The organism is Janthinobacterium sp. PC23-8 (assembly GCF_002250505.1).
GTDB lineage: Bacteria > Pseudomonadota > Gammaproteobacteria > Burkholderiales > Burkholderiaceae_D > Janthinobacterium.
Window position 1 is genome coordinate 1,316,687 of the sequence record NZ_NJGY01000001.1, and the last position, 16,218, is coordinate 1,332,904.

Below are 16,218 nucleotides of genomic sequence, written 5' to 3' on the forward strand. Positions count from 1 at the left end.
TACCACCTTGCGGCCCCGCCCAGCGCATCAGGCACGCGGTGGCGCCGTCGATTCGCGCACCACCAGTTCCGGTTTCAGGCGCACGTCGAGCACCGACGAGCCGGGCGCGTCGATGGTTTGCAGGATCAGCCGCGCCGCTTCGGCACCGATGCCGTGGTGGCGGATGCGGATGGTGGTCAGCGGCGGGCGGATCAGGTCCATATACGGCATGTCGTTGTGGCCCACCACCGAGATGTCCTGCGGGCAGTTCAGGCCCAGCTCGCGGATGGCATCGTAGCAGCCGATGGCCACCAGGTCGCTGCCGGTGACCACGGCCGTGGTCTGCGGCGACTGGCGCAGCAATTCCAGCAGGGCCGCCTTGCCGCATTCACGCGAATAGCCGCTGCTTTCGAACACAAAGGCCTGCGAGGCATCGAGTTCGCTCGCTTCGATGGCGGCCAGGAAACCCATGCGCCGCACATGGCCGGTGGACAGGTTTTCCGGGCCGGCGATATGGGCGATATGGCGATGGCCCAGCGCCAGCAGGTGGCCGACGGCCAGGCGCATGCCGACCACGTCGTCGCTGACCACGCAGGATGCGACGCCGTTTTCATCGCTGCGGTTGACGGTGACCACCGGCACGTTCTGGTCGATGCACATCTTGATGACGGGGTCGTCGCGCCGCGCGGTGGCCAGAATCAGGCCGTCGACCTGCTGGCCCAGCAGGCGGTTGATGACAAACAGTTGTTCTTCCTCGTCGGCGCCGACATTGGCGACGATGGCCAGGTAGCCATGCTTGCGCAAGCCTTCCTCGATGCCCAGCAGAATCGGCGGAAACACGGCGTTGGTAATGTCGGGCAAGACCACGCCGATAATGCGCGACTTGCGCGTCACCAACGTGGAGGCGGCGCGGTTCGGGCGATAGCCCAGACGGGCGGCTTCGGCCAGCACCCGCTTGGCGACCTCGGCGCTGACTTTTTGCCGGGTTGCCGGGTTCATCACGCGCGAGACGGTGGAAAAATGCACGCCGGTGGCCCGCGCTACGTCGCTTAAGGTGGGGTTCTTGTTTGTCATGGGCTTCCCGGATCGCAATGGTGTGATTTTATCGCATAAATGGCGTATTTCGTGGAAAACCGAGCAAACGCTTGCATTCGTGCTTACCCCTGATTCAAAGCGCTTTTCACGGGAATATCCCAAATTGAGGCTTGACATCGTGCAAACGCTTGCATACCATGGCTCGGACTTACCACTCGGGCCTGCCTGGCCCTCCCGAGAATTCTTATGTCTACTGCCCAAAGCAAGCATGCCGAGCACACCGGCGAAGCCTTCAACCTCAAGGAAGCCGCCCTCGCCTATCACGCCGAGCCCCGCGCCGGCAAGATTTCCGTCACACCCACCAAACCGCTGGGCGATGCCCGCGCCCTGACCCTGGCCTATTCGCCGGGCGTGGCGTTTGCGTGCGAAGCCATCGTGGAAGATCCGCGCTCGGCCGGCATCTACACCTCGCGCAGCAACCTGGTGGCAGTGATCACCAACGGCACGGCCGTGCTGGGCCTGGGCGATATCGGCCCGCTGGCCAGCAAACCGGTGATGGAAGGCAAGGCCTGCCTGTTCAAGCAGTTCGCCGACGTCGATGTGTTCGACATCGAACTGGCCGAAAACGATCCCGACCTGTTCATCGACACCGTGGTGCGCATGGAGCCGACCTTCGGCGGCATCAATCTGGAAGACATCAAGGCGCCGGACTGCTTCTATATCGAGCAGCAATTGCGCAAGCGCATGAACATTCCCGTCTTCCATGACGACCAGCACGGCACCGCCATCATCGTCGCGGCCGGCATCCTGAACGGCCTGGAACTGGTCGGCAAGGACATCGGCAAGGTCAAGGTCGCCGTCTCGGGCGCCGGCGCCGCCTCGATCGCCTGCCTGGACCTGCTGGTCTCGCTGGGCCTGAACAAATCCCTGCTCAAAGTGTGCGACAGCCAGGGCGTGATCTACCCGGGCCGCGACGCCAACATGGAAGAGAACAAGGCGCGCTACGCCAATGACACCAGCGACCGCGACCTGGCCGAGGCCATGGTTGGCGCCGACATTTTCATCGGCGTATCGAAAGGTGGCGTGGTCAGCGCGCAGATGGTCGAAGCGATGGCCGCCAAACCCCTGATCTTCGCCCTGGCCAATCCGCACCCGGAAATCGCGCCAGAGAAAGTGCACGCCGTGCGCGACGATGCCATCGTCGCCACCGGCCGCTCGGATTACCCGAACCAGATCAACAATGTGCTGTGCTTCCCCTACATCTTCCGTGGCGCGCTCGACGTCGGCGCCACCACCATCAATGAAGAGATGAAGCTGGCCTGCGTGCGCGCCATCGCCGCGCTGGCCAAGGAGCCGCTGCCGGGACATGAAAGCAGCGCCTTGAGCCCGTTGCAACTGATTCCGTCGCCATTCGACGAGCGCCTGCGCAGCTGGGTCGCGCCAGCCGTGTCGCAAGCGGCAATCGACAGCGGCGTGGCCACGCGCGCACCGGCAAAGTAAGCCAGGGCGGCCAGTTACTATTGCTTACAAAAAAGAACCATGGTGCAAACCATGGTTTTTTGCGTTATGCCAGAGGGGACACCGTCAAGCCGTGATGCTTTGACAAGCTCCGGACACCCTGTCAACACCGCGCTTTCGTCTACAATGGCGCCTGCCTTGATGTTGTTACAGTAATCACCTTTTCACCGGGATGTCCAGGAACCTGCGATGCTGCGTTTAACTTCTGTTTGTGTTTTCCTTTTTTCAGCCTTGTCGGTGTCGGTTGACAGCGGCTATTCGTTCGGTGCGGTGCTGTTGTTGCTCAGCAGTACCTGCCTGCTGTGGCAACGTCCCCGGCTGGGACTGGAACGCCAGGACTGGCTGCTGATCGCCGCGCTGCTCGTCTATTTCTCGGTGCTGGTCGCCAACATGCTGTATCACGGCGATCCCGCGCGCGAATTCGACATGCCGCTGCGCGCCTTGCTGGTGGTGCCGGTGCTGCTGCTGCTGCTGGCGTATCCGCCGCAGCCTGCGGCATGGTGGAGCGGCGTGGCGGTGGGCGCCATCGCCGGCGCCGCGCTGGCGCTGTGGCAATTCACGATGCAGGACATGGTGCGCCCGCAAGGCTCGACCAGCAATGCCATTCATTACGGCAATGTCAGCATGCTGCTGGGCATGCTGTCGCTGGCCGGCCTGGAATGGGCCAGGACGCAGCGGCGCGCGCGGCCCTGGAGCGCCTTGCTGCTGGCCGGCTGTCTGGCTGGCGTGTTCGGTTCCATCCTCAGCGGCAGCCGCGGCGGCTGGATCGCCTTGCCGGTGTGCGTGCTGCTCATCGCCATGCACAATGCCCGCGCGCATGGCAAGCGCTACCTGGTCATCGCCGTGTCAACCATGGCCGTGCTGATGGTAACTGCCTATTACGTACCGCATTCGCCGATCCGCGAACGCACCGCCATGGCCGTGACGGAAGTGGAAAAGATGAACGACCCCGCCAATGCCACCACCTCGATCGGCCAACGCTTCGAAGCGTGGCACACGGCGCTGCTGCTGTCGTGCGAGCATCCCTTGCTGGGCATCGGGCGCAACGGTTACATGGACGAAAAGAAGCAATGGGTCAGGGAGGGCAAGATGGGGCCCGACACCAGCGACGCCACCAATGCCCACAACGACTATCTCGACGTGCTCGTCAAGCGCGGCGCAAGCGGCCTGCTGGCGCTGTTCGGGCTGTTTTTTGTACCGTTGTGCCTGTTTGCCCGCGCCCTGCGCCGCCGTGCCGCCAACGCCCATCCGTTTGCGCTGGGCGGCGTGGTGCTGTGCACCTGCTACCTGATCTTCGGCCTGACCACCAGTTCGCTCACCTTGAATATCGGCATCATCATGCTGGTGTTCCCGATGGCCATGCTATGGGCGCTGCTGCGCCATGCACAGCACGGCGCGCGATGAGCGGGCGCGCCGGCGCGCCCCCATTGAGTGTGCGCCCTGAGTCGTGGTATTGTCCCATCGGCAAATACTGCCAGTCACAGCCATCGCATGACGCCGGCCGCATGGCTCGCCCGATTCACTCCATACACCGCATTGCACCATGACCCCATTGATCCCCGCCGCACTGCTCGCCCAGTCGGACAAGATCCTCTTTGTCGCCCACCTGGCGCTGGGAGACTATACCTACATGCAAAACGGCTTTCGCGCCTTTGCCGCCGCCTATCCGCACCTGAAGATCCACCTGTGGATCGATGAAGTGCGGCGCACCGACGATGCGGCGCAATGGGAAAGCCTGCGCACCTATTCGCTGTACGACTGGGTCGAGCAATCGGGGCTGTTCGCCAAGGTGTACCGCAAGACGTACAGCCCGGCGCTGTACGAGGAAAGCGTGCGCGAGGCACAGGCCGAACATTACCCGCTGGTGGTGTCGCTGGCGCATATCCGCCCGCAGCGCTACGCCCACCTGGCGCGCGCGATCAGCCCGGATGGCCTGGTGATCGGCATGCGCAAGCGCGTGACCATCTTGCGGCCGATGCACTATTTTGCCTACCGCAAACTCGATGCCCTGTTGACTCCCTATGCGGGCCAGGATGCGGGCGCACACCATATCAGCGCCGTGTATGCGGACTGGTTCCGCCAGCTGACAGGGCTGGAGATACCCCTGGCCGAGCGCTACCCGTACGTGCATCTGCCCGAAGACGCCTTGCAACAGGCACGGCAGCAATTGGCCGCCTGGGGATTTGACCAGCGCCAGGGGCCGCTGGTACTGCTCAACCCATTCGCCAAGTCGCACAAGCGCGGCTGGCCACTGGAACGTATCTGCGAGCTGATCGAGCGCATGCGGCAGCAGCCCAAATGGGCCGGCGCCTGCTTCCTGATCAACGCCATGCCGCATGACCTGGCCAAGGTCAACGCTGTCGTGACCACCGCCGGCCTGGCGCGCACGCAGGCGTTCAGCGCGGTCGACCATTTCTTCCAGCTACCGGCCATGCTGGCGCAGTGCGACCTGATCATTTCAGTGGAAACCTCGATCATGCACCTGGCCAATGCCGTGCACGTGCCGGTGGTGGCGCTGATGCGCAAGAAGAATCCGGAATGGGCGCCGTTCGACAGCGCCAGCAGCACCGTGCTGACGGTGGCAAAACGCAACGACTGGGTCGATGCGATCACGGTCGAGCAGGTACTGCAGGCCATCGAGTAAGATCACGAGGGGGGTTAATCGCTTCCCAGCATGCTGATGCGCACCAGGTCGGCCACGTTGTCGACTCCCAGCTTGTCCATCAGGCGCGCCTTGTGCACTTCCACCGTGCGCACGGAAATGCCCAGCGCGGGGGCGATATCGCGGTTGTGGCGGCCGGTCACCACCAGTTGCATCACTTCGCGCTCGCGCGGCGTCAGGCTGCGCAGCGCATCGAGCCCGTCCTGCTGGCGCCGCAGCTGGCCGCGCGTGGCCGCCTCGCGCGAAAACGCCTCATCGATGGCCGCCAACAATTTATCGTGGTCGAACGGTTTTTCCAGGAAATCGCTTGCCTGCGCCTTGAAAGCCTGGCGCGCCAGCGCCACGTCGCCATGGCCGGTAACGATAATCACCGGCAGCAGGCAGCCGAGCTCCTGCAGGCGGCGCTGCAGCGAGAGCCCGTCCATGCCAGACATGCGGATATCGATCAGCACGCAGCCGGCCCACGCGCGCTGCCAGCCCTGCAAGAAATCCTCGGCGCAGGAAAACAGCGCCGTGCGATAGCCGCGCACGCCCAGCAGCAAGCCCAGCGCATCGCGCACGGCGGGATCGTCATCGACGATAAACACAGTCAGGTTACTGGTCATGCAGACTCTCCGGGCGATGGCGCGCTGGCACGCGCCAGCGGCAGGACAAAACGAAAAATACCGTGGCTGCCGACTTCGGCCCACAGCTGGCCGCCATGCGCCTCGACAATGCTGCGGCTGAGCACCAACCCCAGGCCCAGGCCGCTGGCCTTGCTCGACACAAACGGCTCGAACAAGCGCGAGGCCAGGCTGCTGGAAATGCCGGGGCCGCTGTCTTCCACCGACAGGCGCAGCCGGCCGCCGTCGAGCCGCTCGGCGACGACGGTAATGCGGCGTCGGCCGCGCGGCTGGGCCAGCACCGCGTCCTGGGCATTGGCCAGCAGGTTGCGCAGCACCAGTTCCAGTTGCAGCCGGTCGGCGTTGATGGCCAGCGACTGCGGCGGCGCCAGCACCAGTTCGATGCCGTGTTCGTGAAACTGCTGCGTGAACTGGCGCGCGATGCCGGCGATCAGGGCGCTGGCCTCGACCACTTCGAGCTGCATCGCGCCGGTGCGGAAAAAGTCGCGCAGGCGGCGCACCACCTCGGCCGCGCGGCCCGATTCGACGATCATGTGGCCGATGGCGTTTTGCAGCAGGGGGCCGCTCTCGCCCCGTTCCAGCAAGTATTCGCAGGCCTTGCCATAGGTCGACAGGGCCGTGAGCGGCTGGTTCAGCTCGTGCGCCAGGGCGGCCGCCATTTCACCGGCGGCGGCCAGGCGCATGGTGTGCTTGAGTTCATGCGAGACCTGGCGCACTTCATCGACCACGATGCCGATAAAAAAGCCCACCAGCGCCAGCATGGCGTCGAGCAGTTGCAGTTCATAAAACTGGATATGCACCAAGGGCGACCATTTCACCAGCGTGATAATGCACAACTGCAAGGCGAACACGGTCAGCATGGCGCCCTGCAGGCCCTGGCGCGAGGCGGCCCAGATCACCGGCAGGAACAGGAAATAGAAATGCTTGTAGTCGCAGCGCAGGATAGAGCCGAACACGCTCCACAGCACGATGCCGCCCAGCGCCAGGTAGGCCAGGGTTTCCCAGCGCCAGACGGCCTTGCGCAGGCGTTCTCGGCCGCGTTCGCTCACCAGCACCCAGATCAGCGGCATCGACACCAGCATGCCCACCGCGTCGCCGACACCGAAGCGCAGCAGCGCCGTCGCCCATTCGCCAGCCGGAATGCGTCCCGTAAACGACAGCAGCGACATATAGCCGAGGGCATTGAACAGGGTGCCGGCCATGACGATGGCGGCCCAGGTCAGCAAACGGCGGCGGTTGTCGAACATATTGCTGCGACTGAAACGGCGGCGCAGGGCCGCGCCGATGGCGCCATAACCGAGCACCAGCCAGGCCGAGCAGAGCAATGTCAAATGCAGGCCGGCCGGCATGCCGCGCACCAGCACTTCGGCGCTCATCAAGGCAACAAACCAGGGCAGCGCCGCCTTGCGACCATGGATCAGCCAGAATACCAGGCCCAGCGCCGGGTCGGGATTCCAGGGCGTGATGTTCAGGCCATACATCGGATCGATGTAGGTGGCCCAGTCGAACAGCAGGTACAGGCCGACAAAGGCGGGATACTGCAGATAGCGGAACAGGGATGGGCGCATAACGGTGTTTTTTAACGTCCCGTATTATGCATCGGGGCGGCGCGCAATACCATCATATGTTGCACTTCAAGCATAAATAATGTAATTCATGCAATCAATTCAGACTTTAAGGCCAACGGCAGGCGTACTTCCACCAGCAAACCCTGGCCACCATCGGCATGGTGCAACGCAATACTGCCGCCTTGCCGCGCCACCACCGAAGCGACAATGGCCAGGCCCAGACCGCTGCCGGGCTGGTGTTGCTGGGGTGCGCGGAAAAACCGGTCGAACACGCGCGCATGCAGGGCGGCCGGAATGCCGGGTCCCTGGTCGGCCACGTGCAGCACGGCTTGCCCGCCCTGCGCATGCAGCGACACCGTCACGCTGCCGCCGCGCGGGCTGTACTTGATGGCGTTTTCCACCAGGTTATCAACCAGCGACACCAGGCTCTCGCGCTGGCCCGGCACGCACAAGGGCACGGCGGCCTGCAATTCGAGCTCGATGCCGCCGGCCCGCGCCAGGCCGGACAGGGCCGCCAGCCGGTCTTGCAGCAAGGCATCGAGCGCCTGCGGCACCGCCGGTTGACCGGCTTCGGCCGGCACGTCGTTGCGCGTAAGCTGCAGCAACTGCCCCACCAGCCGCGCCGCGCGGCTGTTGCTGTTCAGGATGCCATCGAGCAGTTCCTGCTGGCGCGGGTCGTGCGCCTGCCCTTGCAAGGCCTCGACATTGACGCGCATCGCCGCCAGCGGCGTGCGCAGCTCGTGCGTAGCGTCGGCGATGAAACTGCGTTCGCGCGCGGCGCTGGTGTCGACCCGCTGCAACAGAGCATTGATGCTGTCGACCAGCGCCGCCAGTTCGCCATGCGGCGGCTTGAAGGCCAGCGGGCGCAGGTCGCGCGGGCCGCGCGCCGACACCTCCTGCGCCACCTTGCGCCACGGCCGCATGGCCAGGCGAATCGACAGCCAGGCCGGCAGCAGCAAAAATGGCAGGCTGATCAGCAGAGGCAACAAATAATAGCCGCGCGAATTGATGGTGATGAAAACCTGCCACGGTCCGCCCGCTTCCAGGACCGTCACGCGGGTGGCGCCCTCGACCACGGTGCGCGTGCGCCACACCTGGCCCTTGATATCGAGCATTTCGGCATCGACCGGCCCGGCGCTGCGGATGCCCGCCGGCGCATCGGCCGAGCGATAAATCAGCTGGCCATCGCGCCAGACCAGGGTGCGCGGCGCCAGCTCGGGCATGCCGCCAGAGAAAAAATCCTCGCGCAGCGCCTCGTCCATCGCGCGCAGGCTGTCATGCTGGCGCTGCGGCTGGTCGGCCAGGTTGTCGGCGACGGTGGCGATGGCGCGCAGCACACCATGGCTGATGCTGCTGTCTTCGTCGGTGCCGTCGATCATCACGAAGGCCACCGCCATGCTCCACAGCACGGTCAGCATCAGCACCTGGGCCAGCATCAGGCGGCGTACCAGAGTCGGCCTGCGCAGCAGATGCCAGCTCCGCAGCAGCATGTCGCTCAGCCGCTTCATGCCGGCTCACCGTGCTGGTCGATCACATAGCCGACGCCGCGCACGGTGCGGATATAACCCTCGCCTATCTTGCGGCGCAAATTGCCCATGTGCACGTCGAGCGTATTGCTGGCATTGGCCAGGCCGCCCGGCAAAATGTGCTCTTCCAGGATGCGGCGCGTGATGACACGGTTGGCGCGCATCAGCAGCGCTTTCAGCAAGGCGTATTCGCTGGCCGTCAGTTCCACCGCCCGCCCGTGCACGCTGACCTTGCGCGTGGGCACTTGCAGCAGCAGGCCGCGCAGCTCGATGGTGTCGCCGTCAAAACCATAGCTGCGGCGCGCCAGCGCCCGTACCCGCGACAGCAGCTCGGCCAGCACGAACGGCTTGACCAGGTAATCATCGGCGCCGCCATCGAGGCCGCGCAGGCGTTGCTCGACCGTATCGCGGGCGCTGAGGATCAGCACCGGCAGGCGCGCCGCGCGCAGCCGCGCCAGCAAGTCCAGGCCATCGCCGTCAGGCAGGCCCAGGTCCAGCAGCACCAGTTCGCAACTGTCGTGGGCGATGCTGCGCGCCGCGTCGTCCAGGGTGCGCACCCAGACCACCTGAAAGCCCTGGTCGCGCAAGGCAATGCGCACGCCGTTGCCCAGGTCCATGTCGTCTTCGATCAGCAATATTTTCATGTTGGATATTAGACCACCGCAAACTGAAGAACAGGTAAAGAACGACTGTTCATGCAATCTTCATGTAATCCTCAGTCAACGCTCAGCTTTACATCCACACAACGTTTCATACTATGCACTGTCAATCGAGCCATACGGGACTCGGTTCTCCACCTGAAGGAAACTACCATGCAACACTCCACCGTGCTGGCCCTGGCCGGCCTGCTGTGCTTCCCCCTGTCCGCGCTGGCGGCCGACGACACCAGCGGCAACGTGCTCACTGTCGGCGCCGGCGTGGCCGCAGGCAGCCCCTATGCGGGCGACGACAGCATCCGCGCCATGCCCATCGTCGTGCTCGACTACAGCATGGCCAACGGCTTTTTTGCCAGCACCATGCGCGGCCTCGGCTATGGCGGCCAGGCCGGCCCCTTCAGCTACAGCGTCGCGCTCGGCTACCGTGGCGAACGCGATGACCACCGGCGCAAGGGCCTGCGCGGCCTGGCCGGCAGCGATTATCTGAAGGGCATGGGCAAGGTCGAAGGCAATGCCAGCGCCTTGCTGAACCTGAGCTACTCGCCGCTGCCGGGCGTGCAGCTGAGCGTGGCCAGCGATATCCCGCTGACCCACCGCGAGAACGGCGCCACCGTGCAGTTCGGCGCCAGCGGCCAGGTCTACAGCCGCAAGGACAGCCGCGGCGTGCCGCAAGACAGCATCAGCCTGGGCCTGCAAGCGGGCTGGGGCGAAAAGAAATACCTGCAAACCATGTATGGCGTGACTCAGGCCCAGGCGGCCAGGACGGCGTTCCGGCAATACACGCCCAAGGGTGGCTTTTACGAGGCGCAAGCGAGCGTCAGCTGGGAACACCGCATCGATGCGCGCTGGAGCCTGAACAGCGTGCTGGGCGTGGAACGGCGCCTCGGCGACGCCGCCAACAGCCCCATCGTGCAGCGCAAGCATGCGCCGATGGGCGCGGTGTATGCCACCTACAGTTACTGAAAAAAACCGACCATAAGGGAAACCCTTACGCCATTTCGCCAATTTACAGGGTCCATGGTGCTGGCTAAGATGGGGCCGTTTTCCTGACAAAGGTCCCTTCCATGCACGCTGCACACCCTGTTTCGCCACGCCATGCGCACGCCACCGAGCGCGCCAAGGAACGTGCAAGCGGTGCGCCTGGCACGGACCAGGCGGCGACCTTGCAACTGCTGCTGCCGGTCAAGCGCGTCAGCGACATCGTCTACGGCGCGCGCTATGCCCGGCGCCTGCGCGAGTGGGGCATCGATGTGCACGTCCACCTGCTGCATGTGACGCCGCCGCTGGCGCAGCACGCCGACGGTATGGTGCGCCAAGGCCAGCTCGACAACGGCGAGGCCGCCGCGCAACTGATGCGCGAAGCGGGCCTGTACCTGAGCCGTTCCGATCTGTCCTTCAGTACCCATATTTTCTCCGGCGAACGCCTGTTCATCATTCTCGACACCGCCGAGCTGCTCGGTTGCCAGGAAATCGTCCTGCCGGCACTGAAAAGCCGCTCCTGGCAGCGTCACTTCGCCGACACCCTGGCGCACAAGCTGGCGCGCGCCACGCGCAGCGCCATCGTGCTGCTGGCCGACGCCGACGGCATCGGCGGCCCGCCGGCGGCCTGACATTTTCGCCGCCGCCTTCCGCTCTCTTTATATGGACTGTCTATGACACAAGCAATTACCCTGCATGCCGGCCTGAGCAATATGCCGCCCGGCTTTGCGCGCCTGCGCGAACTGCTCAAGCTGCAATTGCGGGCCCGCCTGCGGCAGCGCGAAACGCGCGTCTGGCTACAACTGCTCAATTCCCATCCCGTATTCCCGGAGCTGCTGCGCGCCTATCCGCGCATGATGCACAAGGTGTACCGCCATTACCTGAGCAAGAGCCTGTCCTGCGCCCAGCGCGTGGCCTTGCTGGTCGACCACTACCGCTTCATCCTGCAACAGGGCTGGGGCAAGCTGATGGTGGACGCGGCGTACCAGCCGGTGCTGCTCGGTTCGGTGGCAGGCAAGTCCGGCGAGCTGTACCACCTGCATTTGACGTCGCTGTCACGCATGGACCGCGAAGGCGAGATGGTGCTGCAACTGATGCACGGCGGCGAGATGCTGTATGCGGTGGTGTTTACCTTTTTCGGCTGCCGCACGCGCGCACCGATGGAGATGGGCGTGCGCATCGGCTGCCTCCAGGGCCCCAAGGGCGAGGACAGCTTGCGCCGCGTGCGCGAAGCCACGCGCGACCTGCACGGCATGCGTCCCAAGTTCCTGATGCTGCGCCTGGTGCGCCAGCTGGCCTGGGAGCATGGTTGCCGCAACATGATTTTGGTCGGCAATGACAATCGCACGGTACACCATTCGGCCAAGAAATATGGCCGTCTGATGGCCGACTACAACGGCGTCTGGCTGGAACTGGGCGCGCGGCTGCGCAGCGATGGCGATTTCGACCTGCCATGCGAAAACCTGCCGGAATTGATGCTCGAAGAGATCGCCTCGAAAAAACGCTCGGAAGCGCGCAAGCGCCATGAACTGACGCTGACCATGATAGCGACCTTGCGTAGCGGCCTCGACAATAACAGCGTGCCCGCCTCCCTGCCTGGCGTCGCCCCCGCCGCCAACGATTGCCAGCATCGCCTCGCGCCGGCCATCGCCGTTGCCTGAGTGGTTCCCCGGCCAGCCAGCGCCCCGCGCCCAGCCACGCCAATCCCCTCCTGCACACTTTTCGCCGCGCCACGCAGACAAAAAGCATGCTCCCGGCATTCCTGTTACGCTAGCAAGATCGGTTGGCACACCAGTGCGCCGTTTTCCCTAACGCTTACAAGGAGGCAAGTTATGCGCGTCGATATCTACCGTCGAGCCGAACATGATGGCATTTTTTCCTATCTCGCCGTGCCAGAAGGAAAGATCATTCCCGAAGAAGTCACGAGCACCGACTGGCAACTGGAAACGCAGGCCAGCGAAGTGGCCGACGATGCCCAGGCCTTGCCCGACTACCATATCGAACACCCGCTGCAGCAGATCGCCGCCAAAGGTTATGCGATCACCAGCCTCAAGGATATGTAAAGCGCCTCCATAGCGTCTTGCGTCAAAGCCAGACCGTCGGTCTGGCTTTTTGCCTCAGGGCACAGCGCCTCAGTATTCCACTTCCACTTCCTTCGCGCCCAGTTCCCGCACCAGCGCCGTCTGCAATTCGTCCGATGGCGCGACCCGCCACTCATCGCCGAACTGCAGCACGCAACTGACGCCTTGCGGGCTGACCTTGGCCGCGATCGGCAAGCCCGATTCGGCGCGAAACGGCATCAGCACGTCGCGGATACGGCGCGCGTCGAGGGTAGTCGGCAAGGTCAAGCCCAGCTGGCGGCCATATTGCACGCGCGCCGAGATAATGTCGAAGGCGCTCTCGGCCATGATGCGCAGGCCGCCCGAAAAACGGTCTTCCGACACCTTGCCCACCACGGCCAGGAATTCGTCTTCCTTGAAGATTTTCTTGTTCTGCTCGAACAGTTCGCTGTACACCGTCACTTCCACCGTAGCGCTCTTGTCGTCGAGCGTGACGATGACGATCTTGCCGCGCTGCGTCATCTGCGTGCGCAAGCCCGTGATGACGCCGGCCATCATGCGCGGCTCGCGCGACGGCGACAGGTCCGACAATTTGGTGCGGGCAAAGCGGCGCGCTTCGGGCGCATACGAATCGAACAAGTGGCCGGACAAATAAAAGCCCAGGGCAATTTTTTCTTCCGTCAAACGCTGCTTGTCGGTCCATGGCTGGGCCTTGACATACTCGGGCGGCGCCACCATGTCGCTGTCGTCGCCGCCAAACAGGCTGACCTGATTGGCCGCCTTGGCGGCCTGGTCGGCGCACTCCATGGCGAAGGCGACCGAGGCGAGCAGAATCGCGCGGTCGACCTTCAGACAGTCGAACGCGCCGCTGCGGATCAGCGACTCGATGGTGCGGCGGTTGATCTGCTTTTTATCGACCCGCTTGCAAAAATCGAACAGGCTGGAAAACGGACCGCCAGCCGTGCGCGCGGCGATAATCGCCTCGATCGCATTCTGGCCCGAGCCTTTCACGGCGCCCAGGCCGTAGCGGATCTGCGTGACTTGCTTGCCGCTCACCGACGGCGCTTCGCCGCTCGGCGTAAAGCGGTAATCGGATTGGTTGATATCCGGCGGCAACAAGGTCAGCTTGCAGATTTCCAGCGAGTCTTCCACCAGGATCTTGATCTTGTCGGTGTCGTCCATGGCCAGCGACAAGTTGGCGGCCATAAAGGCGGCCGTGTGGTGCGCTTTCAGATAGGCCGTGTGATACGACAGCAAGGCGTAGGCGGCGGCGTGCGATTTGTTGAAACCGTAGCCGGCGAACTTTTCCATCAAGTCGAAGATCTCGTCGGCTTTTTCCGCCGTCAGGCCGTCTTTCGCCGCGCCGGCGCGGAAGATCGCGCGGTGCTCGGCCATCTCCTCGGCCTTCTTCTTGCCCATCGCGCGGCGCAACATGTCGGCGCCGCCGAGCGAGTAGCCGCCGACGATCTGCGCCATCTGCATTACCTGCTCCTGATACACCATGATGCCGTAGGTTTCGGACAGAATCGATTCGGTGCGCGGATCGGGGTAGTCAAACCGTTCGCCGTGCTTGCGCTTGCAAAAGTCGGGAATCAGGTCCATCGGGCCCGGACGATACAGGGCGACGAGCGCGATAATGTCTTCGAAGCGGTCGGGACGCGCGTCTTTCAGCATGCCCTGCATGCCGCGCGACTCGAGCTGGAACACGGCCACGGTCTTGGCCTTGGTCAGGAGGTCATACGAGGGCTTGTCGTTCAGCGGCAAGGTCGCCAGGTCAAAGTTCGCCTGGGCCGGATCGAGCTGCTTGATGTAGCGCACGGCGCGGTCAAGGATGGTGAGCGTGGTCAGACCCAAAAAGTCGAATTTCACCAGGCCGACGGCTTCGACGTCATCCTTGTCGTACTGCGAGACGACGCCCGAGTCGCCGCCCTGCGTGTACAGCGGGCAAAAGTCCGTCAGTTTTCCAGGCGCGATCAGCACGCCGCCGGCGTGCATGCCGATATTGCGGGTGATGCCCTCGACCTGCTGCGCCAGTTCCAGCAGCTGCCTGACCTCTTCCTCGTTTTCCTGGCGCTCCTTGAGCAGCGGTTCCTCCTCGATGGCGTCGGCGATGCTGACCGGCTTGCCGGGCTTGAACGGGATCAGCTTCGAGATGCCGTCGCAGAAGTTATAGCCGAAGTCCATCACGCGGCCGACATCGCGGATCGCGCCCTTGGCCGCCATGGTGCCGAAGGTGGCGATCTGCGAGACCGCCTCCTTGCCGTACAAATCCTTGACGTGCTGGATCACGCGATCGCGCCCTTCCTGGCAAAAGTCGATATCGAAGTCGGGCATCGAGACGCGTTCGGGATTCAAGAACCGTTCGAACAGCAGGTTGTACTGCAACGGGTCCAGATCGGTGATCAGCAGCGAATAGGCCACCAGCGAACCGGCACCCGAACCGCGGCCCGGCCCCACCGGCACGCCGTTTTCCTTGGCCCACTGAATGAACTCGGCCACGATCAGGAAGTAGCCTGGGAACTTCATGTTGCAGATGGTATCGGTTTCGAATTTCAACCGCGCCTCGTAGCGCGGGCGTTCCTTCTCGCGCCGCTCTTCATTCGGATACAGCTGCAGCAAGCGCTTTTCCAGGCCGGCCTTCGACTCGGCGACGAGAAATTCGTCGATCGTCATGCCGGGCGGCGTGGGGAAATTCGGCAACTGCGGCTTGCCCAATGTCAATGTCAGGTTGCAGCGTTTGGCAATCTCGACGGAATTGGCCAGCGCGGCCGGCAAGTCGGCAAACAAGGCCTGCATTTCCGCCTGCGACATGAAGCGCTGGCTGTCATTGAAACGTTTGACGCGCTTGGCATTGGCCAGCATCTCGCCTTCGGCGATACAGGTGCGCGCCTCGTGGGCAATGAATTCTTCGGGTGAAATGAATTGCACCGGATGCGTGGCCACCACCGGCAAGCCCAGCTTGGAGGCCAGCGCCACCGCATGGCGCACCTGGGCTTCCTGGTTGGCCTGGCCGCCGCGCTGGATTTCGATATAAAAATGGCCAGGGAAAATGCTGGCCCAGCGCTGGGCGTTGCGTTCCGCCAACGCCAGGTTGCCGTTTTCAATCGCGATGCCGACGTCGCCGAAATGCGCGCCCGACAACACGATCAGGCCATCGGCCGCACTGTCGCCCGGATATAAATCATAGGTATTGGTGGCCAGCGCCTGCAGCCATTCGATGCGCACTTCGGCGCGGCCCTTGTACTGGTTGGTGAGCCAGGCGGTCGACAGCAGTTCGCACAGCTGCAGATAGCCCATGCGGTTCTTTGCCAGCAACAGCAGGCGCGACGGTTTTTCGCGGTTGTCGTCGTTGCTAATCCACACATCGACACCGACCACCGGCTTGATGCCCTTGCCGCGCGCGGCCTTGTAGAACTTGACCATGCCGAACAAATTGGACAAATCGGTGACAGCCAGCGCCGCCTGCTGGTCCTTGGCGGCGGCGCCCACCACGTCGTCGATACGCACCAGGCCGTCGACGATCGAGTACTCCGAGTGCACGCGCAAATGCACAAATCCGGGCCCTTGCGCAGCGGGGCGCGCCACCGCCGCAGTGGCGGCCTCTTGCATTACC

The 16,218-nt window shown here is 63.8% G+C and carries 12 protein-coding genes and 1 pseudogene; 7 read left to right on the forward strand and 6 right to left on the reverse strand.

All coding sequences use genetic code 11. The annotated features are described in order from the left end of the window. Window positions 1–27: 27 nt before the first annotated feature. Window positions 28–1,053: a LacI family DNA-binding transcriptional regulator gene (locus CD932_RS05695; RefSeq protein WP_094441787.1), complete on the reverse strand. Its 1,026-nt coding sequence runs from the start codon at window positions 1,051–1,053 to the stop codon at window positions 28–30. 207 nt (window positions 1,054–1,260) lie between these two features. Between CD932_RS05695 and CD932_RS05700 the strand changes: the two are divergent. From CD932_RS05700 to CD932_RS05710, 3 genes and pseudogenes are all read left to right on the forward strand, one after another. Next, window positions 1,261–2,499: pseudogene (locus CD932_RS05700) on the forward strand (malic enzyme-like NAD(P)-binding protein); the annotation flags it as partial. A 222-nt stretch (window positions 2,500–2,721) separates the two neighbouring features. Further along, window positions 2,722–3,936, forward strand: coding sequence for an O-antigen ligase (locus CD932_RS05705; RefSeq protein WP_094441789.1), 1,215 nt, complete (start codon window positions 2,722–2,724; stop codon window positions 3,934–3,936). Between the two features lie 139 nt (window positions 3,937–4,075). Then, window positions 4,076–5,176, forward strand: coding sequence for a glycosyltransferase family 9 protein (locus CD932_RS05710; RefSeq protein ID WP_094441790.1), 1,101 nt, complete (start codon window positions 4,076–4,078; stop codon window positions 5,174–5,176). A 14-nt stretch (window positions 5,177–5,190) separates the two neighbouring features. Here the strand turns inward: CD932_RS05710 and CD932_RS05715 are convergent, their stop codons facing one another. The 4 genes from CD932_RS05715 to CD932_RS05730 form a co-directional block, all read right to left on the reverse strand. Continuing rightward, window positions 5,191–5,799 carry a response regulator transcription factor gene (locus CD932_RS05715; protein ID WP_094441791.1) on the reverse strand — a complete coding sequence of 203 codons (609 nt, stop codon included), beginning with the start codon at window positions 5,797–5,799 and terminating at the stop codon, window positions 5,191–5,193. After that, window positions 5,796–7,385: an ATP-binding protein gene (locus CD932_RS05720; RefSeq protein WP_094441792.1), complete on the reverse strand. Its 1,590-nt coding sequence runs from the start codon at window positions 7,383–7,385 to the stop codon at window positions 5,796–5,798. Before CD932_RS05720 ends, CD932_RS05715 begins: the two co-directional genes overlap by 4 nt. 86 nt (window positions 7,386–7,471) lie before the next feature. Further along, window positions 7,472–8,893, reverse strand: a complete 1,422-nt coding sequence (locus CD932_RS05725; RefSeq protein ID WP_254926478.1) for a HAMP domain-containing sensor histidine kinase — start codon at window positions 8,891–8,893, stop codon at window positions 7,472–7,474. After that, complete coding sequence (locus CD932_RS05730; RefSeq protein ID WP_094441793.1) at window positions 8,890–9,555, reverse strand: response regulator; 666 nt, start codon at window positions 9,553–9,555, stop codon at window positions 8,890–8,892. The genes CD932_RS05725 and CD932_RS05730 overlap by 4 nt, the downstream gene beginning before the upstream one ends. A 168-nt stretch (window positions 9,556–9,723) precedes the next feature. Here CD932_RS05730 and CD932_RS05735 point away from each other — a divergent pair, with 168 nt between their 5' ends. The 4 genes from CD932_RS05735 to CD932_RS05750 all read left to right on the forward strand — a co-directional run bounded on the left by CD932_RS05735 (window position 9,724) and on the right by CD932_RS05750 (window position 12,608). Beyond that, complete coding sequence (locus tag CD932_RS05735; RefSeq protein WP_176460888.1) at window positions 9,724–10,530, forward strand: MipA/OmpV family protein; 807 nt, start codon at window positions 9,724–9,726, stop codon at window positions 10,528–10,530. Window positions 10,531–10,631: 101 nt separating this feature from the next. Then, window positions 10,632–11,177, forward strand: a complete 546-nt coding sequence (locus CD932_RS05740; RefSeq protein WP_094441795.1) for a universal stress protein — start codon at window positions 10,632–10,634, stop codon at window positions 11,175–11,177. A gap of 42 nt (window positions 11,178–11,219) precedes the next feature. Then, the gene (locus tag CD932_RS05745; RefSeq protein ID WP_094441796.1) at window positions 11,220–12,206 is read left to right on the forward strand and encodes a DUF535 family protein; all 987 of its coding nucleotides are present in this window, start codon (window positions 11,220–11,222) and stop codon (window positions 12,204–12,206) included. 171 nt (window positions 12,207–12,377) lie between these two features. Further along, entirely contained in the window at window positions 12,378–12,608 is a 231-nt protein-coding gene (locus CD932_RS05750; protein WP_094441797.1) for a DUF6139 family protein, read from the forward strand. A 69-nt stretch (window positions 12,609–12,677) separates the two neighbouring features. On the opposite strand, the gene dnaE is transcribed toward CD932_RS05750, so the two are convergent. After that, the gene (gene dnaE / locus CD932_RS05755) at window positions 12,678–16,214 is read right to left on the reverse strand and encodes a DNA polymerase III subunit alpha (RefSeq protein ID WP_094441798.1); all 3,537 of its coding nucleotides are present in this window, start codon (window positions 16,212–16,214) and stop codon (window positions 12,678–12,680) included. Between the last annotated feature and the right edge of the window lie 4 nt (window positions 16,215–16,218).